This window comes from Citrobacter sp. Igbk 14 (assembly GCF_028069825.1).
Lineage (GTDB): Bacteria > Pseudomonadota > Gammaproteobacteria > Enterobacterales > Enterobacteriaceae > Citrobacter.
In genome coordinates, this window is record NZ_JANEWM010000019.1 from 54,234 (window position 1) to 80,077 (window position 25,844).

The 25,844-nt window shown below is 52.9% G+C and carries 22 protein-coding genes; 7 read left to right on the forward strand and 15 right to left on the reverse strand.

Annotated elements, in window-relative coordinates; translation table 11 throughout:
* Positions 1-6: 6 nt before the first annotated feature.
* From NNN64_RS09845 to cecR, 4 genes are read right to left on the reverse strand one after another with little or no spacing between them, the layout of a single operon-like run.
* A complete protein-coding gene (locus NNN64_RS09845; RefSeq protein ID WP_121584394.1) occupies positions 7-1,140 on the reverse strand; it encodes an ABC transporter permease in 1,134 nt (377 codons plus the stop codon).
* A complete protein-coding gene (locus NNN64_RS09850) occupies positions 1,133-2,869 on the reverse strand; it encodes an ATP-binding cassette domain-containing protein (protein WP_202039079.1) in 1,737 nt (578 codons plus the stop codon). Before NNN64_RS09850 ends, NNN64_RS09845 begins: the two co-directional genes overlap by 8 nt.
* Positions 2,862-3,857, reverse strand: a complete 996-nt coding sequence (gene hlyD / locus NNN64_RS09855; RefSeq protein WP_271441260.1) for a secretion protein HlyD — start codon at positions 3,855-3,857, stop codon at positions 2,862-2,864. The genes NNN64_RS09850 and hlyD overlap by 8 nt, the downstream gene beginning before the upstream one ends.
* Complete coding sequence (gene cecR, locus NNN64_RS09860; protein ID WP_271441261.1) at positions 3,854-4,531, reverse strand: transcriptional regulator CecR; 678 nt, start codon at positions 4,529-4,531, stop codon at positions 3,854-3,856. Before cecR ends, hlyD begins: the two co-directional genes overlap by 4 nt.
* A 220-nt stretch (positions 4,532-4,751) precedes the next feature.
* Between cecR and rhlE the strand changes: the two genes are divergently transcribed.
* Positions 4,752-6,095, forward strand: a complete 1,344-nt coding sequence (rhlE, locus tag NNN64_RS09865) for an ATP-dependent RNA helicase RhlE (protein WP_271441262.1) — start codon at positions 4,752-4,754, stop codon at positions 6,093-6,095.
* 71 nt (positions 6,096-6,166) lie between these two features.
* Here rhlE and NNN64_RS09870 read toward each other — a convergent pair whose 3' ends face one another.
* The gene (locus NNN64_RS09870; protein ID WP_271441263.1) at positions 6,167-6,901 is read right to left on the reverse strand and encodes a GntR family transcriptional regulator; all 735 of its coding nucleotides are present in this window, start codon (positions 6,899-6,901) and stop codon (positions 6,167-6,169) included.
* A gap of 202 nt (positions 6,902-7,103) precedes the next feature.
* Here NNN64_RS09870 and NNN64_RS09875 point away from each other — a divergent pair, with 202 nt between their 5' ends.
* The 5 genes from NNN64_RS09875 to NNN64_RS09895 all read left to right on the forward strand — a co-directional run bounded on the left by NNN64_RS09875 (position 7,104) and on the right by NNN64_RS09895 (position 14,524).
* The gene (locus NNN64_RS09875; RefSeq protein ID WP_271441264.1) at positions 7,104-8,456 is read left to right on the forward strand and encodes a class-II fumarase/aspartase family protein; all 1,353 of its coding nucleotides are present in this window, start codon (positions 7,104-7,106) and stop codon (positions 8,454-8,456) included.
* Between the two features lie 33 nt (positions 8,457-8,489).
* Entirely contained in the window at positions 8,490-9,911 is a 1,422-nt protein-coding gene (locus NNN64_RS09880; protein ID WP_271441265.1) for a DASS family sodium-coupled anion symporter, read from the forward strand.
* Between the two features lie 207 nt (positions 9,912-10,118).
* On the forward strand, positions 10,119-12,269 hold the full coding sequence (gene dinG, locus NNN64_RS09885; RefSeq protein WP_137384326.1) for an ATP-dependent DNA helicase DinG: 2,151 nt from the start codon (positions 10,119-10,121) through the stop codon (positions 12,267-12,269).
* 29 nt (positions 12,270-12,298) lie between these two features.
* Complete coding sequence (ybiB, locus tag NNN64_RS09890) at positions 12,299-13,267, forward strand: DNA-binding protein YbiB (RefSeq protein WP_271441266.1); 969 nt, start codon at positions 12,299-12,301, stop codon at positions 13,265-13,267.
* Between the two features lie 171 nt (positions 13,268-13,438).
* Positions 13,439-14,524 carry a malate/lactate/ureidoglycolate dehydrogenase gene (locus NNN64_RS09895; protein ID WP_271441267.1) on the forward strand — a complete coding sequence of 362 codons (1,086 nt, stop codon included), beginning with the start codon at positions 13,439-13,441 and terminating at the stop codon, positions 14,522-14,524.
* Between the two features lie 97 nt (positions 14,525-14,621).
* Here the strand turns inward: NNN64_RS09895 and ybiJ are convergent, their stop codons facing one another.
* From ybiJ to mcbA, 5 genes are all read right to left on the reverse strand, one after another.
* Positions 14,622-14,882: a DUF1471 family protein YbiJ gene (gene ybiJ, locus NNN64_RS09900; protein WP_048212199.1), complete on the reverse strand. Its 261-nt coding sequence runs from the start codon at positions 14,880-14,882 to the stop codon at positions 14,622-14,624.
* A gap of 301 nt (positions 14,883-15,183) precedes the next feature.
* Complete coding sequence (locus NNN64_RS09905) at positions 15,184-15,450, reverse strand: DksA/TraR family C4-type zinc finger protein (RefSeq protein ID WP_271441268.1); 267 nt, start codon at positions 15,448-15,450, stop codon at positions 15,184-15,186.
* An 89-nt stretch (positions 15,451-15,539) separates the two neighbouring features.
* Positions 15,540-16,217, reverse strand: coding sequence for a PKHD-type hydroxylase YbiX (gene ybiX / locus NNN64_RS09910; RefSeq protein WP_271441269.1), 678 nt, complete (start codon positions 16,215-16,217; stop codon positions 15,540-15,542).
* A 43-nt stretch (positions 16,218-16,260) separates the two neighbouring features.
* Positions 16,261-18,546 (reverse strand): catecholate siderophore receptor Fiu, encoded by a 2,286-nt coding sequence (locus NNN64_RS09915; protein ID WP_271441270.1) that lies wholly within the window; start codon positions 18,544-18,546, stop codon positions 16,261-16,263.
* 291 nt (positions 18,547-18,837) lie between these two features.
* Entirely contained in the window at positions 18,838-19,098 is a 261-nt protein-coding gene (gene mcbA / locus NNN64_RS09920; RefSeq protein ID WP_137384321.1) for a DUF1471 family periplasmic protein McbA, read from the reverse strand.
* Positions 19,099-19,298: 200 nt separating this feature from the next.
* Here mcbA and rlmF point away from each other — a divergent pair, with 200 nt between their 5' ends.
* Positions 19,299-20,225, forward strand: coding sequence for a 23S rRNA (adenine(1618)-N(6))-methyltransferase RlmF (rlmF, locus tag NNN64_RS09925; protein WP_202039068.1), 927 nt, complete (start codon positions 19,299-19,301; stop codon positions 20,223-20,225).
* Here the strand turns inward: rlmF and ybiO are convergent.
* The 5 genes from ybiO to dps all read right to left on the reverse strand — a co-directional run bounded on the left by ybiO (position 20,222) and on the right by dps (position 25,706).
* Positions 20,222-22,459, reverse strand: a complete 2,238-nt coding sequence (gene ybiO, locus NNN64_RS09930; RefSeq protein ID WP_271441271.1) for a mechanosensitive channel protein — start codon at positions 22,457-22,459, stop codon at positions 20,222-20,224. The two genes, rlmF and ybiO, sit on opposite strands and share 4 nt — an antisense overlap.
* A 120-nt stretch (positions 22,460-22,579) precedes the next feature.
* Entirely contained in the window at positions 22,580-23,302 is a 723-nt protein-coding gene (gene glnQ, locus NNN64_RS09935) for a glutamine ABC transporter ATP-binding protein GlnQ (protein WP_271441272.1), read from the reverse strand.
* Positions 23,299-23,958 (reverse strand): glutamine ABC transporter permease GlnP, encoded by a 660-nt coding sequence (gene glnP, locus NNN64_RS09940; RefSeq protein ID WP_005123684.1) that lies wholly within the window; start codon positions 23,956-23,958, stop codon positions 23,299-23,301. Before glnP ends, glnQ begins: the two co-directional genes overlap by 4 nt.
* 133 nt (positions 23,959-24,091) lie before the next feature.
* Entirely contained in the window at positions 24,092-24,838 is a 747-nt protein-coding gene (glnH, locus tag NNN64_RS09945; RefSeq protein ID WP_271441273.1) for a glutamine ABC transporter substrate-binding protein GlnH, read from the reverse strand.
* Between the two features lie 364 nt (positions 24,839-25,202).
* Positions 25,203-25,706: a DNA starvation/stationary phase protection protein Dps gene (gene dps, locus NNN64_RS09950; RefSeq protein WP_005123679.1), complete on the reverse strand. Its 504-nt coding sequence runs from the start codon at positions 25,704-25,706 to the stop codon at positions 25,203-25,205.
* Positions 25,707-25,844: the final 138 nt, after the last annotated feature.

The window sequence follows — 25,844 nt, forward strand, 5'->3', positions numbered from 1 at the left end:
GTCCCCTTAATCCAGCCGACGTTTGGTTTTAAGCCACGTCAGGCCAATAAACATCACCGCCGAAGCGATTAAAAACAACACGTTGATAATCAGCACCACCGGAATATTTCCCGCCAGAAACAGGCTTTGCAATGTGCTGACGAAATAGCGTGCGGGAATAATGTAAGTCACCGCGCGGATAATCGCCGGCATGCTATCTATCTGGAAGATAAATCCCGACAACATAATTGAGGGCAGGAAGGCGGCGTTTAGCGCCACCTGTGCGGCGTTAAACTGATTGCGAGTGATGGTGGAAATCAGTAAACCCATACCGAGCGTGCTGAGCAGAAACAGGCTGGTAATAAAAAACAGGATCAGCAACGAACCGCGATACGGCACGCCCAGAATAAATACCGAAACCAACATACACAGCAGCATCGCCAGCATGCCAAGAAAGTAATAGGGGATAAGCTTACACAGCAGCAGTTCGACGCGGGTGACTTCGGTAGACAGCAGCGCTTCCATGGTGCCACGTTCCCACTCACGCGCCACCACAAGCGAAGTGAGGATCGCGCCAATGACCGTCATAATGATAGTGACCGCCCCAGGAATAATAAAATGCTGGCTGATGGCCGCCGGGTTAAACCAGTACCGGGTCTGCACATCGATCAGTGGCTCGAACGATTCACCGCGGTCTTCCGCCCGTTGCTTTTGCCAAATCTGCCAAATACCTTCGACATAACCCTGCACAAAGTTAGCCGTGTTTGGCTCACTGCCGTCGGTGATGACCTGAATGGGCGCTACGTCGTTGGGGCGCGCCATCTGTTGGGCAAAATCTACCGGGATCACCACCAGGCCGCGAATGCGTCCGGCCTGCATTTTCTCAATCAATTCCTGACGGTTATCGCTGATGGTGGCATCAATATAGGGCGAGCCGGTCATGGTATGGGTAAAGTCCAGCGCCTCTTTGCTTTGCTGTTCAAGCAAAATCCCCACCCGCAGCTTGCTGGAGTCGAGGTTGATCCCGTAGCCGAAGATAAACAGCAGCAGTAGCGGGATCACTACCGCAATTAGCCAGCTACTGGGATCGCGGACGATCTGGCGTGTTTCTTTCACGCACAACGCCCGCACGCGCCGCCAGGAGAGAGAGTGGCTACTCATGCGTATGCTCCTTATCCCAGTCATTGATAAGCGTAATAAACGCCTGCTCCATAGTCGGGTCCGGCGTGTCGCTATCGGCTGCTTGTGCTTTCAGGTCATCAGGTGTGCCGCTGGCAATCAGCTTGCCGCGATACACCAGCCCGATACGGTCACAGTATTCCGCCTCGTCCATAAAGTGGGTGGTGACCATCACCGTAACCCCTTTCTCTACCATGCTGTTGATATGCAGCCAGAACTCCCGACGGGTGAGGGGATCGACCCCGGAAGTGGGTTCGTCAAGGAACAGGATATCGGGTTCATGCATCAGCGAGCAGGCCAGTGCCAGGCGCTGCTTAAAGCCCAGCGGCAGATCGTCGGTGGCGTGAGACGCGATGCTTTTCAGGCCGAATGCCTCGCTCATACTCCCAATTTTGTCTTTCTGCGCACGGCCGCGCAGACCGTAGACGCCAGAGAAAAAGCGCAGGTTCTGCTCAACCGTCAGGTTGCCGTACAGGGAGAATTTTTGCGCCATATAACCCAGATGCTGGCGCGCTTTGCCGGAGCTGACTTTCAGATCCATATCCAGCACCAGCGCTTTGCCGGAGGTGGGGACCAGCAGGCCGCACATCATTTTAAAGGTGGTGGATTTACCGGCACCGTTCGGCCCAAGCAGGCCAAAAATCTCACCACGTTGTACGGCAAAATCCACATGATCGGTGGCCGCAAAATCACCAAATTTCTTGGTCAGTGCTTTGGCTTCGATCACCGTTTCACCAGGCGTTCCTTCCACCGTATGCAGGATCGCGCCCAGTGGGGATTCCGACGTACCAGCCCCCCCCAGTAAATCAATGAAGGCATCCTCGAAGCGGGGAGTCGTTTCGCTGATGTTAATCTCCGGCATCCCGTCCGCCCGACGAATATCGTCCGCAGTGGCTGTTTTTTTCAGGATCAAACGTACCGATTTCCCCTGAATCATCCCGTCGCTGACCTGCGGTAGTTTTAATGCCCGCTGCAGCAACCGACGGTTGTTTTCCTGCGGACTGCTCATCAGGAAACTGCGGCCCGCCATGGTTTGCGTCAGTTGCGTCGGTTCGCCCTGATACAACAGTTCGCCTTCGTTCATCAGCAGCACATCGCGGCACTGCTCTGCCTCATCCAGATACGAGGTACTCCAGAGGATCAACATGCCATCCCCCGCCAGTTCGTGCACCATTTGCCACAGTTCACGACGGGAGATGGGATCGACGCCGACACCCGGCTCATCAAGCAACAATACTTTGGGCTCGCCGACCAGCGTACAGGCCAGCCCCAGCTTCTGTTTCATCCCACCGGAAAGTTTGCCAGCCAGACGCCCGGTAAATGGCCCCAACGAGGTAAATTCCAGCAGGCGGGCAAACGTTTTTTCTCGCGCTTCGCCGGTGACACTGCGCAAATCGGCATAGAGATTGAGGTTCTCCATGACGGTTAAATCTTCATACAGGCCAAATTTCTGTGGCATATAACCCAGTACCGCATGCAGCGCACTGTCGTCCTTGATGGGGTCGAAGCCGATCACTGTGGCGCTGCCGTCATCAGGTTTTAACAACCCCGCCAGCATCCGCATCAGCGTGGTTTTCCCGGCACCATCAGGCCCGACAAGCCCGGTAACGTAGCCTGCATGAATGGTGCAGTCGAGTGGGGCGACTGCCGGTTTTTCCATCCCGGCAAAGCGTTTCGTCAGACCATTCAGCGTAATGACGGCGTCATTCATGCCGCGCCTCGGTACCGAATTTTACCGTCACCGGCATTCCCTGGCGTAGCGCGTCGTCTGCGTCGGTCACGACAATACGCAGACGGTAAACCAGGTCAGTACGCAGGTCCGGGGTTTCCACCGTTTTCGGGGTAAATTCTGCAGTAGGTGACACGAAGCCAATTTTACCGTGATACGGTTTGTCCGGCCGACCGTCGGTGTAGAGCAAAATTTCACGTCCCGGCTGCGCCTGGCTCAGATTACGCTCGTCAACATAGGCGCGCACCCAGACCGGGCGGGTGAGCGACAGCGTCAGTACCGTACCGCCTGCGCTTAGCATACTGCCGGGTTCGACCGCACGGGTAAGCAGCGTACCGTCAGACGGTGAGGTTAGTGTGGTGTCATGCAAATTAAGCTCAGCCTGTGCCAGCTCAGCCTGAGCCTGTTCGAGTGTGGCTTTTGCCTGCGCAATATCCTGCGGACGGTTACCGCTGCGATATTGCGTGAGTTTATCTTGCGCGGATTTTAACGATGCCAGCGCCTGGTCACGCGATGAACGGGCATTTTCCAGATCGTTGGCGGAGATGGTGCGACTTTTCCACAATCCTACCTGTCGATTATAAAAATTCTGCGCGTAATCATAAGCCGCCTGCGCCTGTTTTACCGCCGCGGCAGTTTGCGCGATTTCTTCTTCCCGATAACCTGCCAGCATCAGGTCGTACTGTGCCTGGGCGGCGGCAACATTGGCTTTCGCCTGCATCAGCGCGTTCTCATACGGAGCGTGATCCAGTTCGCCCAGCACCTGGCCTGCGGTAATGGCATCGCCTTCGTCAACCGCCAGCGAGGCCAGTCGACCACCGACGCGAAAACTCAGGTTGACGCTACGGATGTCGACGTTGCCGTACAGCGTCAGGCCGTTATCTTGCCGACTTTGATACCACCACGTTCCACCGGCAATCACGGCAACGAGGGCCGCGATAACCAGCCCAAGAACGACAGGTTTTTTCATGACTCCAGACTCCTTTGCGTTAAACCTTGCAGAATAAGATCGATATGACAGGTGACGGTTTGGTAAATCAGCGCGGTTTTATCCTCATCAAATTGTGACCAGCCCGTACGTAACAGAATCGTTTCTTTACCCAGGCGAAAGGCCAGCACTTCGCCAAGTATGGCGTGGGTGTGCAGGATCATTTGGGTATCATGGGCATCGCAGCCAGTATAGGCGGCGATCAGGCGTGTCAGGTGGGTATGCAGTGGATCGATAACCTGGTCATGCACCAGTTGATACGCGGCGGTAGGGGAAAGCTGCTCGCGCGAAATAAATTTGCTCAGGTTGACCGTGTCGTCCTGGGTTAACAGCATGATCATATTTTTGCAGGCGCGCAGGATAAGTTCGCGCATCGCGGCCCGGTCTGGCTTTGGCTGAGAAAACAGTCGCTCTGCTTCCTCCGCGTGAGGGCGAAACTGCGAGCCGATAAAATCAGCAATCCACTGGGCACAGGCGAGATATAAATCCTCTTTTGAGCCAAAATAGTAGGTGATGGCCGCAATGTTTTGTCCGGCCTGAGCCGCAATATCACGCGTAGTGGCATGCAGGCCGTACTCGCCAAATTGCGCCAGTGCGGCGGCAATGAGCTGATTTTTCGCCTGTTCACCTTTGGTTGTCATGGTGGGTGTATTCATTGCGCGACTCTGAACTTAATCAATCGATTGATTAAGATTATGACTCATACGTCACCTTGTCCAGTCTGTCGACGTATTTTCCGTGGGCGGGAAATTTATGCGGTATATCACAAAAACTGCTACACTCCGCCCCTTCATGACATTGTGGTTTTTGTCATCTCTATTATATGTATCTCCCTGAAAACGACACCGGTAACGGTCAGGGTGGTTCGGAGTTGTTATGTCTTTTGATTCCCTTGGTTTAAACCCTGATATTTTACGTGCCGTTGCCGAGCAGGGTTACCGTGAACCTACCCCTATTCAGCAGCAGGCGATCCCTGCCGTGCTGGAAGGCCGCGATCTGATGGCCAGCGCCCAGACCGGCACGGGTAAAACGGCAGGTTTTACCCTGCCACTGTTACAACATCTCATTACCCATCAGCCGCATGGCAAAAGCCGTCGTCCGGTACGTGCGCTGATCCTCACGCCAACCCGCGAACTGGCGGCTCAGATTGGCGAAAACGTGCGTGATTACAGTAAGTATCTGAATATTCGCTCGCTGGTGGTTTTTGGCGGCGTCAGCATTAACCCGCAGATGATGAAACTGCGCGGTGGTGTGGATGTACTGATTGCAACGCCGGGTCGTTTGCTCGATCTGGAACACCAGAATGCGGTGAAACTGGATCAGGTTGAGATCCTGGTACTGGACGAAGCTGACCGCATGCTGGATATGGGTTTTATCCATGATATTCGTCGCGTACTGGCTAAACTGCCGGCAAAACGTCAGAACCTGCTGTTCTCGGCTACGTTCTCTGACGACATTAAATCGCTGGCCGAAAAACTGTTGCACAACCCGATGGAAATCGAAGTGGCGCGTCGTAATACCGCGTCAGAGCAGGTGACTCAGCATGTGCATTTCGTGGATAAAAAACGTAAACGTGAACTGCTGTCGCAGATGATTGGTCAGGGTAACTGGCAGCAGGTGCTGGTATTTACCCGTACTAAACACGGCGCGAACCATCTGGCAGAACAGTTGAACAAAGACGGTATTCGCAGTGCGGCGATCCACGGCAATAAATCTCAGGGGGCGCGTACGCGTGCGCTGGCTGATTTTAAATCCGGGGATATTCGCGTGCTGGTGGCGACCGACATTGCAGCGCGCGGGCTGGATATCGAAGAGCTGCCGCATGTTGTGAACTACGAGTTGCCAAACGTACCGGAAGATTACGTGCACCGTATTGGCCGTACCGGCCGTGCGGCGGCAACCGGTGAAGCGTTGTCGCTGGTGTGCGTTGATGAACACAAGTTGCTGCGTGATATCGAGAAGCTGCTGAAAAAAGAGATCCCGCGTATTGCGATCCCGGGCTATGAGCCAGACCCGTCAATCAAAGCTGAGCCGATCCAGAACGGACGTCAGCAGCGTGGCGGCGGTGGTCGTGGTCAGGGTGGTGCGGGTCGTGGGCAGCAGCCGCGTCGTCAGGATGGCGGTGCGCCAAAAGCGAAACCGCGTAGCAGCGAAGGCAAACCGGCGGGCGATAAGCCTCGTCCGCCACGTCGTCCGCGCAAACCTTCGTCTGCACAGTAAGTTACGTTACCGGATGGCAGCGTAAACATGTTATCCGGCCTGCCTGTCGCGTAGGTCGGATACGCAATGCATCATTCCCCAGAACTTTGCGATTTCAGTACGATTGAGCAGGTATAGCGTCCTGCCGGATGAATCGAAATCGTCGTTTCAAATACCTTTCCTTCCCTGTCCAGATAGCGACGCACAATTCTCATCGCCGGAGAATCAGGTGCGACGTTAAGGATTTTTGCTATTTTCCTGGGCACGCCGACGGCCGTAATCGTCTGGTGAACTTCATGGCTTTTAATGCCGTAGTGCGTTTCGATCAGATCGCTAATTAACGAGTGCGGATCGTCGCGGATGTACGTGCGCAGCTTGGCGTAATCCGTACTGGCGTAACTGTCGGTCCAGCAGATTGGTGCATCCGGGTTCTGCGCATCTTCACGGGTACTGGCAATGTGCAGCCAGCGGGAACCTGGCGGACAACCAATCATCTGGGAAAGCTCAATATCCGCCACAATCTCGTCGATTTTCTTAATCACGCGCAGGTTGTTTTTTGCCAGCAGTAACAGATCTTCCAGATGCGATAGCGGGTGATTAACACCGTTTGCCTGTGGTTCGCAAACGCGAGTTCCTGCACCTTTACGCCGTGAAATCAGCCCTTGTTCTGTTAATTCCCTCAACGCCTCTCTTATGGTGTGGCGGCTGACCTGCCACGTTTCACACAGCTCCATTTCTGTGGGAAACAGCGAGCCGGGAGCAAAGGTACCCACCGAAATTTGCTGTGCCAGTTCACGTGCTATTCGCTTGTACAGAGATTCTTTCATCGCGGTTTCATCAAAAAATTAATGATCTTCATCACAAAAATATGTACGGACTATTCCATACATTTCTCATGAATACTATAAATGTCCGTACATTTAAATGTACGGACATTTGACTATGTCTGGACATTGTGGCGGTCTTTGTTTATCCAACAAACGACCCGAAACACGCATCTTATCATTATCAGATTTTCCAGGGGGATTTATGGCTTCGAATGTACTTGATTCTGTTCTGTTCAGGGATTCTTTCGGCACACCGGCGATGCGCGCGGTGTTTGACGATCGCGAGCTGGTACGCAAATACGTGGAAGTGGAAGTGGCCTTAGCCAAAGCCCAGGCACGCTGCGGTGTGATACCCGAGGCTGCGGCGCAGGAAATTGCCGAGAAATGTAATGCCGATACGCTGGATTTCGATTTGCTGCGCCATGAAACCGAGATTGTGGGTTATCCCATCCTGCCGTTGGTACACCAGATTTCGAAACAAGCCGGGGAATCTGGTGGTTATGTGCACTGGGGCGCAACCACGCAGGACATCATGGACACCGCGGTCGTTCTGCAAATTCGTGATGCGTTTGCGTTAATTGAAACCGATATGGACAAACTTCGTGCGACGCTCGCTGACCTCGCGCGCCGTTACCGTGACACGCCAATGGCGGGAAGAACCCATTTGCAGCAAGCGTTACCGGTGACCTTTGGTTATAAAGCGGCTATTTGGCTGGATATGTTCGAACGTCACGCTGAACGTCTTGCCCAGGCGCGTCCGCGTGTGCTGGTTGGCGAGTTTGCGGGTGCGGCCGGTACGCTGGCATCGCTGGGGGATAAAGGTCTGGCGGTACAAAAAGCCATGATGGAAGAGTTAGGGCTCAATGTACCGACCTCCACCTGGCACGTTGCACGTGATGGTTTTGCAGAAGCCGTAAACCTGCTGGCGGTGATGACCGGTTCGCTGGGCAAAATTGCGTATGACGTGATGCTGATGGCATCAAACGAGTTTGGTGAGCTGTATGAACCGTTTGTCAAAGGCCGCGGAGCCAGCAGTACTATGCCGCAGAAACGTAACCCTATTTCCAGCGAGTTGATGCTGGCCTGTGCGAAAGGCGTACGTCAGCAAGCGGGACTGATGCTGGATGCGATGGTGCAAGATCTGGAGCGGGCGACCGGGCCGTGGCATGCGGAATGGATTGCTATCCCGGAAAGTTTCGTCCTCAGCGCCGGGGCATTGCATCAGGCCAACTTTATGCTAGCGGGGCTGGTGGTTGATGAAGCGGCGATGAAACGTAACCTCGGCATGACCAACGGACTGATTGTGGCTGAAGCGGTCATGATGGGACTGGCACCGTATATCGGTCGTCAGGATGCGCATGATGTCGTGTATGACGCCTGCCGTATCGTCAATGAACACGGGGGGCGACTGGCGGATGTGCTGAATGCGATGCCATCCGTCTGTGAACGACTGGACCCACAGTTGATTGAAGAACTGACCGACCCGGCGAATTACCTGGGAATGGCTCCTGCAATGGTCGATCAGGTGCTGGCCAAATATCTGTCGCAGAAATGATGGTTCTCGGGTTAACGGAATAAGGATATTTTTATGTCAACGAATTCTGTCGCGGGAAAATCCATTCTGTCGTTCCTGATACCGCTGGTCATTGGGGGGATCATTTGGTTTTATCCCGTACCTGATGGTCTGACGCCTCAGGCCTGGCATATGTTTGCCATTTTTGCCGCGACCATTGCCGCTATTCTTACCCAACCGCTCCCTTCGGGGGCGGTAATGTTGATTGCACTTTGCGTGGTCATTTTTACCAAAACCTTGCCAGAGGCAAAAGCGCTTTCCGGGTTTGCTTCTGGCACGGTATGGCTTATCTTTTGCGCCTATGTCCTTTCTCTGGGGTTTGTTACCTCAGGGCTTGGGAAACGTATCGCGTACAAAATGCTGTCGCTTTTTGGCGGCAGCAGCCTGGGCATCGCTTACTCGCTGGGGGTGTCCGATCTGATTATGGCCCCGGCAATGCCGTCGGTTACTGCCCGCTCCGGGGGGATTATTTTTCCCATCACCCGTTCAATCAATGATGTACTGGGCTCGGCGCCTGGGGCAACCGGCAAGCGCATCGGTGATTTCTTAACCATGGTGTGCTTTCAGTTTACACCGATAACCGGAGCGATATTCCTGACCGGGATGGCGGCGAATCCGCTGGTGGCCAGTCTGGCAAAATCCTCGTTAGGCGTTGAGATAACCTGGGGTGGATGGTTTATTTCCGCGGTGGTTCCGGCGATGGTCTGTTTCTGCCTGATGCCGCTTCTGGTCTATAAATTGCTGGACCCTGAGCTTAAGCGTACGCCAGAAGCAAAAGCGATGGGCAAGCAGGCGCTGGGTGAACTCGGTGCGATGAGCAGCAACGAGAAAAAGGTCGCCTTTGGCTTTGTGCTGGCGTTGGTTGGCTGGGGCACCAGCTTGATCACGGGATTATCAGCGACCTCTGTCGGGCTGGGGCTGGCCGCGTATCTGTTCGCCTCTGGCGCAGTCAGTTGGAAAAGCCTGCTCAATGATCACGCGGCCTGGGATACGGTGATTTGGTTTAGCGTCATTATTAGTCTGGCGACCGGACTTGCCGATCTGGGCTTTATTAAATGGATGACGATAAAACTGGGCAGCGGTATTCAGGGGTTTGGCGCGATAGAATCCTTTATCATGCTGGGGATTCTTTATATTTACGTTCATTATCTCTTTGCCACGGCGACCGGGCATGTTGCTGCACTGTATGCCCCTTTTGCGGCAACGGCGATCGCAGCAGGCGCGCCGCCGATGATGGTCGCTATCTGTTTTGGCATCTTCAGTAACCTGATGTGGGGCAATACGGAGTACGGTGGTGGGCCAGGTCCCATCTATTTTGCCCAGGGGTATTTTGAACGTCCGCGCTTTTACAAAATCAACCTCTGCGTGGTGACGGCGAATGTGATTATCATTTTTGCCGTGGGCATGCTGTGGTGGAAGTTGTTGGGGTACTATTAACCGACATCCTTATTCGGCCTGCAATGTCCCTCACTGTAGGCCGAATAAGACGCGAACCCGGATGTAGACCGGATAAGGTGTGTAAGCCGCCATCCGGCAGTTTAGGTCGGTGCTGCGAGCCGCTTTCCAGAATGGGGGAAAAAGGTACATTGAGCGTCTGAAATGTGCCACAATGGTGGCTGTTTATACAGTATTTCAGGTTTTCTCATGGCATTAACCGCGGCGCTAAAAGCGCAAATAGCCGCCTGGTACAAGGCGCTTCAGGAACAGATCCCCGACTTTATTCCCCGTGCACCGCAGCGACAGATGATTGCCGATGTCGCGAAAACGTTGGCAGGGGAAGAGGGACGGCATCTGGCGATTGAAGCTCCGACCGGTGTAGGGAAAACGTTATCTTACCTGATCCCCGGTATCGCCATTGCGCGTGAAGAACAGAAAACGTTGGTGGTCAGTACCGCTAACGTCGCGCTGCAGGATCAGATCTACAGCAAAGACCTGCCGCTACTGCGTAAAATCATCCCCGATCTGCGTTTTACCGCTGCTTTTGGTCGTGGTCGTTATGTCTGCCCGCGCAATTTAGCCGCACTGGCGAGTACCGAACCCAATCAACAGGATCTGCTGGCTTTTCTCGACGATGATCTGACACCCAATAATCAGGAAGAACAAAAGCGCTGCGCCAGGCTGAAAGGCGATCTCGACAGCTATAAATGGGACGGGTTGCGCGATCACACTGATATCGCTATTGACGACGGACTCTGGCAGCGTTTGAGCACCGATAAAGCGAGCTGTCTGAACCGTAACTGCCACTACTATCGTGAATGTCCTTTTTTTGTCGCCCGCCGCGAGATTCAGGAAGCCGAAGTCGTGGTGGCGAACCACGCGTTGGTGATGGCGGCCATGGAAAGCGAAGCCGTACTGCCAGAGCCGAAAAACCTGCTGTTAGTTCTTGATGAAGGCCATCATTTGCCGGATGTCGCCCGCGATGCACTGGAGATGAGTGCGGAAATCAGCGCGCCCTGGTATCGACTTCAACTGGACCTGTTCTGCAAATTAGTGGCGACCTGCATGGAGCAGTTCCGCCCGAAAACCACGCCGCCGCTGGCGAACGCCGAGCGGTTGAATGGTCACTGTGAAGAGCTATATGAACTGATCGCTTCACTTAATAACATCCTCAATCTCTATATGCCCGCCACGCAGGAAGCGGAACACCGCTTTGCAATGGGAGAACTGCCTGATGAAGTAATGGAGATCTGCCAGCGACTGGCGAAACTGACGGAAATGCTGCGTGGCCTGGCAGAACTGTTCCTCAACGATCTCAGTGAAAAAACCGGTACCCACGATATCGTGCGTCTGCATCGGGTTATTTTGCAGATGAACCGGGCATTGGGCATGTTTGAGGCGCAAAGCAAATTGTGGCGTCTGGCGTCGCTGGCGCAGTCGTCAGGCGCGCCGGTGAGTAAATGGGCGACGCGCGAGGTGCGCGATGGGCAGATCCATGTCTGGTTCCATTGTGTCGGGATCCGCGTGAGCGATCAGCTCGAACGACTGCTGTGGCGTAGCGTACCGCATATTATTGTGACCTCTGCCACGCTCCGTTCTCTCAATAGCTTCTCGCGTCTGCAGGAGATGAGCGGTCTGAAAGAAAAAGCGGGAGACCGCTTTGTCGCGCTGGATTCACCGTTTAACCATGTCGAGCAAGGCAAAATCGTCATTCCAAAGATGCGTTACGAACCGTTGATGGAGAACGAAGAGCAGCATATTGCGGAAATGGCGGCCTATTTCCGCGAGCAACTGGAAAGTAAAAAGCATCAGGGCATGCTGGTGCTTTTTGCCAGCGGGCGGGCGATGCAGCGTTTTCTTGAGCATGTTACCGATCTGCGCTTGCTGCTGCTGGTACAGGGTGACCAGCCGCGCTATCGTCTGGTGGAGTTACACCGAAAGCGGGTAGAAAACGGCGAACGCAGCGTACTGGTCGGACTGCAATCTTTTGCCGAAGGTCTGGATTTGAAAGGCGAATTGCTGACCCAGGTACATATTCACAAAATCGCGTTTCCGCCCATCGACAGCCCGGTAGTGCTCACTGAGGGCGAGTGGCTGAAAAGCCTGAACCGCTACCCTTTTGAGGTGCAAAGCTTACCGGCAGCGTCGTTCAATTTGATCCAGCAAGTTGGGCGACTCATTCGTAGCCATGGCTGCTGGGGTGAAGTCGTGATCTACGATAAGCGGTTGTTGACCAAAAACTATGGCAAGCGTTTACTGAATGCGTTACCCATTTTTCCGATAGAGCAACCTGCTGTGCCAGACGTTATAGTAAAACCAAAAGAAAAAGCGAAACCCACGCGCCGCCGTCGGCGTTAACGATGCGAGCAACAGGAAAGGAGTTATCGATGGATTACCGCAAAATCATCAAAGAGATTGGGCGAGGTAAAAATCACGCGCGTGACCTGGACCAGGATACTGCTCGCGGACTGTATACCCATATGCTGAATGGCGATGTCCCTGACCTTGAGATGGGCGGCGTGCTGATTGCGCTGCGCATTAAAGGCGAGGGAGAAGCGGAGATGCTGGGCTTTTATGAAGCGATGCAAAACCATACCATTCGCCTGACGCCGCCTGTTGCCAAACCCATGCCTATTGTGATCCCCAGTTACAATGGCGCGCGAAAGCAAGCCAATCTGACGCCGCTGCTGGCTATTTTACTGCATAAACTGGGATTCCCGGTGCTGGTACACGGCGTCAGCGAAGACCCAACCCGCGTGCTGACAGAAACCATTTTTGAACTGATGGGGATCATGCCCACGCTGCATGCCGGCCAGGCACAGGCAAAACTGGATGGCCATGAACCGGTGTTTATTCCGGTGCGCGCGCTGTGTCCGCCGCTGGAGACGCAACTGGCGATGCGCTGGAGAATGGGCGTTCGCAACAGTGCACATACGCTGGCGAAGCTGGCCACACCGTTTGCAGAAGATGCCGCGCTGCGTCTTGCCAGTGTTTCTCATCCCGAATATGTCTCGCGAGTGGCAAAATTTTTCGGCGACATCGGCGGCCGTGGTCTGCTGATGCACGGCACGGAAGGCGAAGTGTATGCCAACCCGCAACGTTGCCCGCAGATTAGCCTGATAGACCCGACGGGAGTGCGTGTGCTACAGGACCGCCAGAGTGAGATGCCTGACGAGCCAGTCCCACTGCCGGTAGCAAAAGATCCAGAGACGACTGCCCGCTGGATAGAACGCTGTCTGGCCGGAAGCGAGCCGATACCGGCCTCATTGAAAATTCAGATGGCTTGCTGTCTGGTGGCCACCGGGGAATCCGCCACGCTGGCAGACGGGCTTGCTCGCGTCGATCAAAGCTTCTGACCCTTTCGTCATCCCGACGGGCCTGTCATCTGGCCCGTCAGTCGTTCCTGTCCTGTACCCTCTGCAACGTGAAATTTCTGCACGTTTATTGACCTCCTGGCTACCGTAGCGCAGCATAGTTTGTTGAAAAATAAGAAACACAACAAACACGCAACACAACAGGAGATTACAATGAACAGTGGACATCGCTTTCACGCGCCAACGCTGCATGCGTTTATTCAGGCCGTTTTCCGCCAGATGGGGAGTGACGAGCAGGAAGCGCAGTTGGTGGCCGATCATCTGATTGCCTCAAACCTCGCCGGCCATGATTCACACGGTATTGGGATGATCCCAAGCTACATTCGCTCATTCACGCAGGGGCATTTGCAGATCAATCGTCATGCGAAAGTGGTGAAAGAGGCGGGGGCAGTGGTTACGCTGGATGGGGATTGCGCATTTGGTCAGGTAGCCGCGCATGAAGCTATCGCGCTGGGGATTGAGAAAGCACAGCAGTACGGAATTGCTGCGGTAGCACTGCATAATTCTCACCATATTGGACGCATTGGCTACTGGGCGGAGCAGTGTGCGGAGGCGGGCTTTGCCTCTATACACTTTGTGAATGTGGTGGGGATTCCGATGGTTGCGCCGTTCCATGGTCGTGATAGCCGTTTTGGCACCAACCCTTTCTGCGTTGTGTTTCCACGTAAAAATGATTTCCCGTTGCTGTTGGACTACGCGACCAGCGCCATTGCTTTCGGTAAAACGCGCGTGGCGTGGCACAAAGGTGAGCCGGTTGCGCCGGGCTGTCTGATTGATGCCCTGGGGGCTCCTACCACCGATCCTGCTGTTATGCAGGAATCACCATTGGGCTCGCTGCTCACCTTCGCTCAGCATAAAGGCTACGCGCTGGCGGCAATGTGTGAAATCCTGGGCGGTGCGCTCTCTGGCGGTAAAACGACCCACGAAGCCAGTTTGCAGAACAGTGCAGATGCCATTATTAACTGCATGACCACGATCATCATTAACCCAACACTCTTCGGTGCCCCGGATTGTGACAATCAGGTTTCGGCATTTGCTGAATGGGTCAAAGCGTCGCCGCATGCTGAGGATGCGCCCATCCTGTTACCGGGCGAGTGGGAAGTGAATACCCGTGAAGAGCGGCTGGCGCAGGGTATCCCGCTTGATGCCGGAAGCTGGCAAGCGATATGTGAGGCGGCACGGCAAATCGGTATGCCGGATGCGGTATTGCAGGCGTTTCGCCAACGGCTTGAGCGTTAGATAAAAAAAAAGCCCGTCCAGTGGCGGACGGGCAAACAAGGGTAACAAACAGGGTCAATGAGGGTTGGAGCATTGGGTCGTACAGGAATTCTGTTGGTTATTTGTAGATAACCGCGGTGCCGCTCATTTTGTCGTTGCCGACAGCGGAGGTGATGCTGTAACCACTTGCACCCGCAGCAGCCGCTTTTTCAGCCAGTTTTGCTTCCAGGCCATCCAGCGTGGTGGCACCATCAGCAGATACCACACCCATTTTATTCATGCTTTGTGCCTGAGTGGAGGTGACCGGCTCAGCAGCGAAAACACCAAATGACAGGGTAGACAGGGCGATAGCAGCAACAGCAAATTTAATGTTTTTCATGATTTTTCTCTCGCAGGTTTATTCGGTTAGTCGATGTTCTGTTCAGTAGACGTTGTTCTGTCGATGTGAGAAGTATCACGTTTTTTTCGGTGAGAGAAAATCGAATAGAATTGACGACATCAATCAAAAAAATTGAATGACAAATAACTTATTGAATATTAATAAATTCAGAAGAGGGATTTACAGTTCTTGTCATTGCGCTTTACAGAGAAAGTGACAACGGCACATTTTGCTACACCGTGAGTGAAAAAGCGTGCTCGTAAAGGAAATCGTATGCGCTGAAACTTTTGGTAAAGATTAGTCAACGTAGCTGGCTGTCTTTCGAACCTCTGCGATTATATCCTGAAAATGCAGATTTATGTGAATCTTTGTCCTGTTGGCAGGAGATGCACAAACGCACGCCAGGTACCGCTTCACGGCGCGCCTGCGGGATAGGATTGCCACATTCTTCACATTCATGCAGACTTTCTCCCGTGGGTAACTCGCCACGGGCACGGGCAACAGCATCTTCAATCGTATTGTTGATCTGTTCGTTCACGGCGTCGTCATTTGCCCAGCCGGATGCCATGTGTGCCTCCTGTCATTCGTTTTATAGAATTCGTTTATAGAATAATTATAGCGAATGAGATGGGGGAAAAACGAGCGCCTACAGGCGTATCAGATTTCGGACCACTCGCGCAGCAGGTTATGGTAAAGATTAAGCAACGACAGGATCTCTGCACTTTCTCCGTGGCGCGCTTTCAGTGATTGAATGTTCTTATCCAGTTCAAACAGCATGGCGCGTTTTTTGTCATCACGGATCATCGACTGGACCCACATAAACGATGCCACACGGGTTCCACGGGTAACCGGCGTGACGCAGTGCAGACTGCTGGAGGGGTAAAGTACCAGATCGCCAGCCGGAAGCTTCACCGTATGTTGCCCGTAAGTATCATTTACCCGGAGCTCCCCACCGTCATAGCTGTCGGGATTGCTTAAAAATAAGGTGGCGGAAAGGTCAGTACGCATCCAGCCGTTTTCCGGGTGGCTACGCACCGCACCATCAACGTGAAAACCGTAGGTTTCGTTGTTCTGATAACGATTGAACAGCGGTGTAGAGAGGGTTTTCGGCAGTGCGGCAGCGAAAAACAACGCACTGTTGTTCACAGCGTTCTGCACCGCTTGTTGCAATGCCATATAGCGCTCGCTACGCGTGTCAACCTGCTGGTTATTTTTAACCTGTGCTCCCTGAGCGCCCGTTGTGACACGGCCATCAACCCAGTCGATGGTTTCCAGTTGTTCGCGAAACCAGGCGACATCCTGCGCCGACAGGACGCCGGGAATGTGGTACATCATCAGTGTTTCTCCTGAAAGTGGGGCTTGCGCCCCACGCAATGGATTAGAAATGCATATTCGCGGTGAGCAGGAAGGTTCTTGGCTCACCCGGATGGTAGCGGTATCCACTTTTGTTAATGGAGGATACGTATTGGGTGTCAAACAGGTTGTAGACGTTCAACTGGAAATCGAGATTACGGTTTACGCGATAGCCTAACTTGGCATCCGCAACCCAGTAACCTTCGGTATAGGATGGCGTCCCAACGGCGCCGTCCGAACCGCGATGCATGCTGCCCACGTAACGAGCACCGGCACCAACGGAAACATCATCAGTGGCCTGGTACTGACTCCAGAGCGTGAAGGCATGTTCCGGCGTATACGGCAGGGAAGACGAACCATCCTGCGCGACGTCTTGACCACTATGCACCGTGGCGCGTTGTTGGGTATAACCGCCAATCACCTGCCATGCCGGGGTAATATTTCCTGCCACGGAGAGCTCGTAGCCTTCAACACGTTTTTCGCCATACTGGGAGTATGTCCCGTCATCGTTCTGTTCAACTTCGTTCTCGATATCCGTGCGGAAAACGGCGGCGGTCAACAGCAGGCGTTTATCCAGCACCTCCCATTTCGTCCCGATTTCGCTGGTCTTTGCCTTTTGCGGTTTAAAATCGGTACGGTTGGCGCTGTTACCGGTCCCACTTTGAGCAAGGGCAAAATTACTGCCGCCCGGCGGTTGCTGAGAAACCGCGTAGTTGATGTAAACGTTGCCGTTCTCGGTCAAATGGTACAGCGCACCCGCTTTCCAGTTCACCAGATTTCCGGATTTCGCGGTGTCGACGGTGGTGACCGGAGAACCTTTGGCAGCGCCCGTTGGGCACGCGACGGCACCGCGACCAGAAGCGCCGCACGCGGTTGCACTGTCATACTCGGTTCGGTAATTATCCAGACGAATACCACCGTTCAGTTCAATATCACGCGTAATTTGCAGCGTATCGAAGGCATAAATACCGAAAGTATCGGTCTGTCCGTTGGCGTTAGCGCCATTACGGGATAATCCGCCAATGTTCACGTTGCTGTTCGGTGAGTAAATATTGACCGGTGGCGGGGTGAGTGGCGCTACGCCATAGTTGGTCTGTGTTTCACGGGTCAACTCCACGCCGGTACTGATGTCATGTCCGATAGCACCGGTATAAAATTTTGACGTCAGGTTGGTCTGGTTGGTGAGGATTTTGTTGCTGACATCTTTGGTATTCGCCACCCGTGACCAGCTCCAGGTATCGACGTTGCGGGTTGGCTGCGTGATGTTTGATGCGCCGCCCATGACCGCGGTCATCAGATAATCCTGTTTAATGCGCGACCAGCGCGTGGTGTTGCGAAGGGTCGTGCTGTCACTCAGGTCATGCTCGAAACGCATTGTCGCGGTATCGGTCGTCGAGTCGTCGTAATCGGAGTCGGTACCATAGAAATTATGCGTATCTACTTTTCCTGAATGGTTCAGGGCCGATGTTCCAGCAGACGGCGCTGAGTAGCCAGGCAGACCAATAGTCGGAATTCCTCCGTCCGGTGTGTTGTGCTGGGTGACGTGTAGATAGTTCAGATACAGTCGGTTTTCGGTGCCTAAACCAAAGGCAATAGAGGGGGCCACGCCGTAGCGTTCGTTTTTAATGTTATCGCGTCCGGCATCATGCGTTTTCTCACCCATCAGGTTTAAGCGTGCCGCGGTGGTGTCACCGATGACCTGATTGATATCCAGTGTTCCCCGGCGGAACCAGGCGCTACCGACGCTGGCTGAGGCATCAATACCTGAATCGGTGCGCGGCTGCTTGCTGATCATATTGATGGAGCCTGTGGGGGCACTGCGACCATAGTCGGTGCCGGAAGGCCCTTTAATCACTTCAACCTGTTCAGTGTTGAAGGTGTCACGCGTGACGCTACCAATATCACGAATACCGTCGATATAAATGCTGTTTGAGGTGTCAGCTCCTCGCATATACACCGCATCGCCGGTGGTGGAATTACCATTTTCACCCGCAAAAAATGCACCAACACCGGGCACGTTTTTCAACGCATCAGTAAGATTGGTTGCCCCCTGATCCTTAATAACCTGCTCAGAAATCACCGTCATAGTGCGAGTGGTGTCAGCCACCGGACGAGAGAACTTCGGGTCGGCAGAGTGCGTTGGGGCATACAGCGAGGGCTTGGCCGCTTCAACGACCAGCGTATCTTCCTGCTTTGTCTCTTGTGAGCCTGCGGCGACGGCCTGGGCTACAGGAGACAGGCCAATACACAGGCCGGCAAAGAAGGTGAGCGAGTGAAAACTACTAGACGGCAGATTGCGATTTTTATCCATGTTAATGAATGACTTATTATTATTGATTAGAAGGTTTCACTCAAACGAAGGGACATCTCTGTGGACGTTATACCCTGCAGGTCTCGCCTGAATGAAATGCGTAATTGATAATAATTTTGATAAGCATTATCAATAAGAGCGACGTTTTAGCATTCATTACTTCAAAAATAAATACATTTATTTACATTGAACTCAAAATTCCAACATGGTGGTTACAGTTCATGCAGGGGATTTCAGAAAGAAAGGACAGCAAACTGCATTCAGGGCGAATGCAGTTGAGCTGAGGGAGAGTTACTTATAGATAGTTGCTGTACCGTACATCTGATTTTTACCGCCAGCGGAATTAACCACAAAGCCTTTCGCGCCTTGCTCTTTCGCTTTTTCTGCCAGCTTACCTTCAAGGTCATCCAGGCTTGATGCTCCGCTCACGGAAATCGTACCGGAGGCTTGTAGTGGACCGGTGGCAGGACTGGTATTGGGCTGTGCAGCAAAAGTCGCAAATGTCATGCCGGTAAGTACGGTAGCGGCAAGGAATGTGAGGCATTTCTTCATGATGATATCCTCTGAGAAACAACAGATCGTGCCTGATAAGTTTAGGTCGTCATTGCAGGGCATTTGCCGCAAAAAATCGACCAACAACAGGCTGTTTTTTGAACGATGCAATTCGCATAAAAAATGAAATTTCCCTGCAGTGTATGTTTACCCCGTGGCGTTATGCGGGTATCTTACGCCGCTGTTAAAAGGAGAATGCTATGCCCCCCCAGAAACCGGGATTACATCCACGCAACCGCCACAATGGCCGTTATGATCTTGCGACGTTATGCCAGGTTACTCCTGAGCTGACGCAATTTCTCATCCTCACGCCAGGCGGCGAGCAGAGTGTTGATTTCGCGAATCCGCAGGCAGTGAAGGCGCTCAATAAAGCACTGCTGGCGCATTATTATGCGGTGGCAAACTGGGATATCCCGGAAGGTTTCCTGTGCCCGCCGGTTCCGGGTCGTGCGGACTACATTCACCATCTGGCCGACCTGTTGGGTGAAACCACCGGAACCATCCCTGCAAATGCCAGCGTGCTGGATGTTGGGGTAGGGGCGAACTGCATTTATCCACTGATCGGCGTGCATGAATACGGCTGGCGTTTTACCGGCAGCGAAACCAGTAGCGAAGCGTTTAGCAGCGCTCAGGCAATCATCAATGGCAACCCCGGCTTAACCCGGGCGATTCGTCTGCGTCGTCAGAAAGATGCTTCGGCTATCTTCAACGGCATTATTCACAAGAATGAGCAGTACGAAGCCACGTTGTGTAATCCGCCATTCCATGATTCTGCTGCCTCTGCCCGTGCCGGAAGTGAGCGCAAACGCCGCAATCTGGGGCAAGACAAAGATGACGCGCTGAACTTTGGCGGCCAGCAGCAGGAGCTGTGGTGCGAAGGAGGTGAAGTGGCGTTCATCAAGAAAATGATCGCAGAAAGCCAGGCCTTTGGTCGTCAGGTGATGTGGTTCACCACTCTGGTATCGCGGGGTGAGAATCTGCCTCCGTTGTACCATGCGTTAACCGATGCTGGCGCGGTGAAAGTGGTTAAAAAAGAGATGGCCCAGGGGCAAAAGCAGAGTCGCTTTATAGCCTGGACCTTTATGGATAACGATCAGCGCCGTCGTTTTATGGCGCGTCAACGCTAAATCGTGGGCTCGCTCGGCGGCAGCGGTTCTGCTGCCGTTGATTGCGGGCCTGACACCGGTGCGGGCAGTACCTGATAGGTCTGTACCGGGGGGCGCACGTTGGCCAGATCGAAGTGTTTTTTCACCTCGCTGTCGAGCGCAAAACGTACCGTCCACTGCTTCAGCGGCAGGGTGGTAAACGAGACCCTTAAGGTGAATGCCGTATTGGTCAAACCGACAATCCCGGCAAACGACGGCTCGCCAATGATAAGCCCACGAATATCATCCTTTTCCATCACCGCAGCGACCGCATCCTTCAGCGCCTGATTGGCTTTATCCGCATCTTCATGACGGTCGACGTCGTAATTCGCAACGACCGATCCGATCCCACGGACGAAGTTGGCGAAGGTTGTTATCGAGGACCACGGGATGATGTGGTATGCCCCTGTGTCCTGGCGTACGCCAACAGAGCGGATCGACATGCGTTCGACCGTGCCGGTTAACGGGCCGATAGTGACCAGATCGCCGGTATTCATGCCGTTTTCAAACTGGATAAATATCCCAGTAATAATATCCTTCACCAGTGTCTGTGATCCGAAAGAGATCGCCAGCCCCAGCGCGCCGGCCCCGGCCAGTAATGGGGCGATATTGACGCCAATCTCTGACAACACAATCATGATCGTGATGGTACTGATGATCACTGCCAGCGCGTTGCGAAATAGCGTCAACAGCGTACGAGTCCGCGCACTGGGCAGCGGACGACCGTGAATATCTGAAGCCAGGCGGTTTTCAATCAGGCTGGCAAGGATCGTCCAGCCGATAGCAGAGAAGAAGAGAATCAGTGCGATGCGGATCAGAATATCGACCGTTTTTTCGCCCGCGCCGTAATGCAGCCAGTTCCAGAAGTCGAACAGTCCCCAGGCGTTGAGTAGCAACATAACGGCGACACACACAGTCAGGATCCTGGCCACGCTTAACGCCGTTGACAGCCAGCCATTTAGTCGCTTCTGTAATTCCGGATAGCTGCGCTGCGTGTGCGGCGAAAGGGTAATCGTTTTGGCTATCCAGCGGGAAAACATGCCGGAAACAAAGGCGGCGATCCCGATGATCACCAGACTGCGCAGCGTAGCGCCCATCATGAATTTCAGGCTATTGCCCGGATCAAAGAGTGAGAAGAAGAACAACACAATGAAATAGGCGCTGGCCAGCCAATGCCAGACCAGCGCAAAAGCACGGATAAACAGGCTAAAGAAAGCTAAAGAGCGTGCGGCAAGATTCTGTAAGTGCTGGGTAATCTCATTCTTGTTTCTGAAAATCAGGTACAGCGCCCACAGCGTGATGCACAGCATGATGATGACGTTAGCCATTGCGCCGACCTGTACGTTGACCTGATTCGAGATAATGGGGACCGCCACAATAAGCCCGTAACCAATCAGACTGCTTAATGAACTCAGACGCCGGTTCCAGTAGCGTGCGCCTGCATCCTGAATGTTAAATGGTCGCAGCTCTGTCACCGCCGGGCAAAAAATCAGGCGCAAAATGGCCTTAAAAAATTCAATCAGTGCAAAGGCATTGAGAAACAAGCTTTGCTGGAATGCAATCGTGCGGCTACCGGCATTCATTCGGTCGCTCAATATCTGCCCGACAAACAAGGTGAGCGCCAGCAGCAGTAAATCGATAATGAACGCGCCAATGATCATGGCGGGAAGCTGTACCCAATTACTGCGCTCGCGGTTTTTCCGTCGCGCCCATTGCCCCATTTTGCGATACAGCGGCAGAGCGCAAAGCCGTATCAGCCAGTAAAAGCCAAAAACAGATGCCGCCAGCATAAGGAAATGGGTCAGGGCATTCGTGAACGTTTGCAGATTAAAGGTTTTATGGGGGGCGTCAGTGATGTTGCGATACAGCTGGGCAAAACGGCTTGAGAGAGCCTCACCATAATGACGGCTGACATCCGTGACATTCTCCAGCACCGTTTTTTCTTCCGTTAACGTTGGTGGGACAATGGTGGGCACCGGTTCGGGTGGTGGCGTGGTCGCCACTTTACGCAATTGACCGATCAGCTCCTGGCGTGAGGTCTCATTTTCCAGCACATCTGCCAGCGCGCCATAGGCCGCCTTTTTTTGTTCAATATCGGGTTCTGTCGTGGGCTCAGCTTGCGGACTGGTTGAGTCAGAGGAGGGAACGCCGGGTATCGTTACCGCGTGAGTCGGCATGCTCAGAAGACAAAAGAAGATGAACAGGAACCAGCGCATCACTCCTCCCATGAGAAAATAAATTCAAAAGGATAAGTATAGATGTCAGGGCGGGAGAGGATTGAAATGAGAGGATTCTGGTGAAAAACCTCCCTTCCGGCTGAAGGGAGGTATCAGGCATCAGGAAACGTGCTGTAAAAATTCCTGCAAACGCTGGCTGGGTGGATTTTCAATCAGGGCTTGCGGATTACCATCTTCGGCAATACGTCCTTTATCGATGAAAATCAGGCGTGAGGCCACTTTTTCGGCGAAGCCAATTTCGTGAGTCACAATCACCATAGTCATTCCTTCTTCTGCCAGGTCCTGCATGACTTTCAGAACCTCATGACGCAGTTCCGGATCTAGCGCTGAGGTTGGCTCGTCAAACAGCATCATTTTCGGTTTCACCGCCAGCGCACGGGCAATGGCAACACGCTGCTGCTGACCGCCGGAAAGCTCAGAAGGGTAGTGGTGGGCACGCTCGGCCAGACCGACTTTTGCCAGCAGCTCTTTGGCCAGTTTTTCAGCCTGTTCTTTTTTCGCCCCGCGTACGCGTAGCGGGCCAAACATGACGTTTTCCAGCGCAGTCAGATGGGGGAACAGATAGAACTGCTGAAACACCATCCCGGCTTCCTGGCGGATTAACCGTTCATCGACCTTGGGATCGTTGACTTTCAGACCATCAACAATCAGGTCACCGGAGGTAATTTCTTCCAGCTTGTTAATGCAACGCAGCAGTGTAGATTTACCGGAGCCAGATGGCCCGATAATCACCACAACTTCACCTTGTTTAATATTCAGATCGATGTTGTGTAGCACCTGGGTTGGACCAAAGTGCTTAGAAACGTTTTTAAATTCAATCACAGGATTTTCATCCTTCTTTCCAGACGACGCAGAATGAAGCTCAGCACCAGCGTAATGATCAGGTAGAACACCGCAACGGCGCTCCAGATTTCCAGTGCGCGGAAGTTACCAGCAATGATTTCCTGACCCTGACGCGTCAGTTCCGCGACGCCAATGACGATAAACAGCGAGGTATCTTTGATGCTGATGATCCACTGGTTGCCCAGCGGTGGCAGCATACGACGCAGCGCAAGAGGTAAAATAACGTGGCGGATGGTCTCCGTGCGTGAAAGCCCAAGCGCCAGGCCAGCCTCGCTGAATCCTTTATGAATTGAGAGTACCGCACCGCGCGTGATTTCTGCGATATAGGCACCGGAGTTAATCATGATGGTGACAACAGCGGCACTGAAGGGGTCAATACGTAAATCGTTAAACGCCATTGGCAGGGCGAAGTAGATAAACATGACCTGTACAACGATTGGCGTACCGCGGATGACTTCGATAAAGACCAGCGCTACGTGGTTGGCTATCCAACCGCCGAAGGTACGCGCAAAACCTGCTGCAAGCCCGATAATCAGACCGCCGGCCAGACCGAGGATTGAAATCCACAGGGTCATTTTGGCGCCTTCTATCAAAAGCGGGATGGCGGGCCAGATGGCACTCCAGTCAAACTGCATATGTCGTTCCTGTTACCGTGGTGAAAATAGTCAAATGCCCGTTTTACCGGATGTACTTATCCGGCCTACAGGTCTCAAAAATGCTGGCGTAGACCCGGTAAGCATTACGCTGCCGGGGCTACGCTGTAGATTATTATTTAGGTTCAGTACCGAACCATTTTTTGTAGATTTCGTTGTAAGTGCCGTTCTCTTTCAACGTTTTCAGCGCGCCGTTCACTTTATCACGCAGTGCATCGCTGCCTTTCGGGAAGGCGATACCGTACTGCTGCGCTTCCAGGGAATCACCTACAGCTTTGAACTGACCGTTGCCGGCAGTTTTGATGAAGTACAGAATGTTTGGTGTATCGTGCAGTACAGCGTCTGCGCGGTTGGTACCCAGTTCCATATACGCGTTATCAATGTTCGGGAACTGACGCAGGTCTTTGGTTTTGATGTTCGCTTTTGCGTAATCCACTGAGCCGGTACCGCTTTTCACTGCGACGACTTTACCGTCCAGATCTTTTACGCTTTTCACATCGTTATTGTTCGCTTTGACCATCACTAACAGGCCGCTTTTGTAGTAGCCGTCAGAGAAGTCGATGGCTTTTTTACGCTCTTCGGTAATGGTGATACCTGCCAGCGCCAAATCGACGTTTTTAGTTTGCAAAGCCGGGATGATGCCACTGAAATCCATAGGTTTCAGTTCATAATCCAGCTTTAGTTCTTTGGCGACGGCAGCCCACAGATCCACATCAAAACCAACGTATTTGTCGCCCTGTTTGAATTCAAAGGGAACAAAGGCGGTGTCGGTTGCGACAACGAGTTTCTTATCTGCGGCATGGGAGGACACCGCAAAAGCCAGGGTAAGTGCAGCCAGTGAAACTTTTAATACAGACTTCATAGGATTTCCTTTTATATCCACGGGGCGATCCCCTGCGAGAACATATGGCTTAATGAAAAAATCGTGCCAATTTTGCAACTCATTGTTTTAAAAAGATGGTGTCTCATTTTGTTGCACAATAAGTAGGGCAAAGCGGGCTGGTTGCACCGTTTCAGGGCACCCATTTGGTGCGTGACGGGCGTGGTGCAAACGGTATGACTATTTAGCGTAAAAATTGTTGATAAAACAATCTTTCGTTAACGATTGTGTGAAGTGATTATTACAAATAATTTACTTTGGGGTGACGAATGATCAATGTCATGCACCATAGAAGTGCAAAACCCCCGCAAATGCGAGGGTAATATAGGTGTTTCTTATAGGTCTGTTATTCGATGTTCGCTTCGATAAACCACAAGAATTTGTCGAGGTCACGGGAAGCCGCAGTGAAGATATCTGCTGTATCCTCGTCTTTTGCTTCGCTTATCGCTTTACGTACGCTGTTAGCAACCACGGCATAACGTTCGGCCAGCTCTTTTAAGTGGTCCTGTACGTTATGGATATCCAGTGGGTAGCTTTTCAGTGGCGTTTTGCTGTTAATAACCTGAGTTGTCCCCAGTGCAACACCGCCTAACTGTACGGCACGCTCAGCCATGGTATCAAGGTGATCGGTCAGTGCAGTCCGGAAACCATCCAGCATTTCATGTACGGCAATAAAGTTTGCGCCGCGCATATTCCAGTGTGCCTGTTTGGTGATCAGTGACAGGTCGATGAATTGGATCACCTGCTGATTCAGCAGTTCAACGGTCGCTTTTTTATCGCTGTCTGTTACATCGTTGCGGGTATAAAGGAGGGCAGATGCTTTTGTTTTTACCAGTTTTGCGGTACTCATAATTTCATATCCTCTTGATGTTTACGTCCCAAATCTTCAACGAGGATAAGTATAGCGCTAATTTCAGTTTTATTTTTCCGGTGTTACCTATCACTTTAATAGTGAGGCGAATGAAAATATAAAATATGATTATAAATC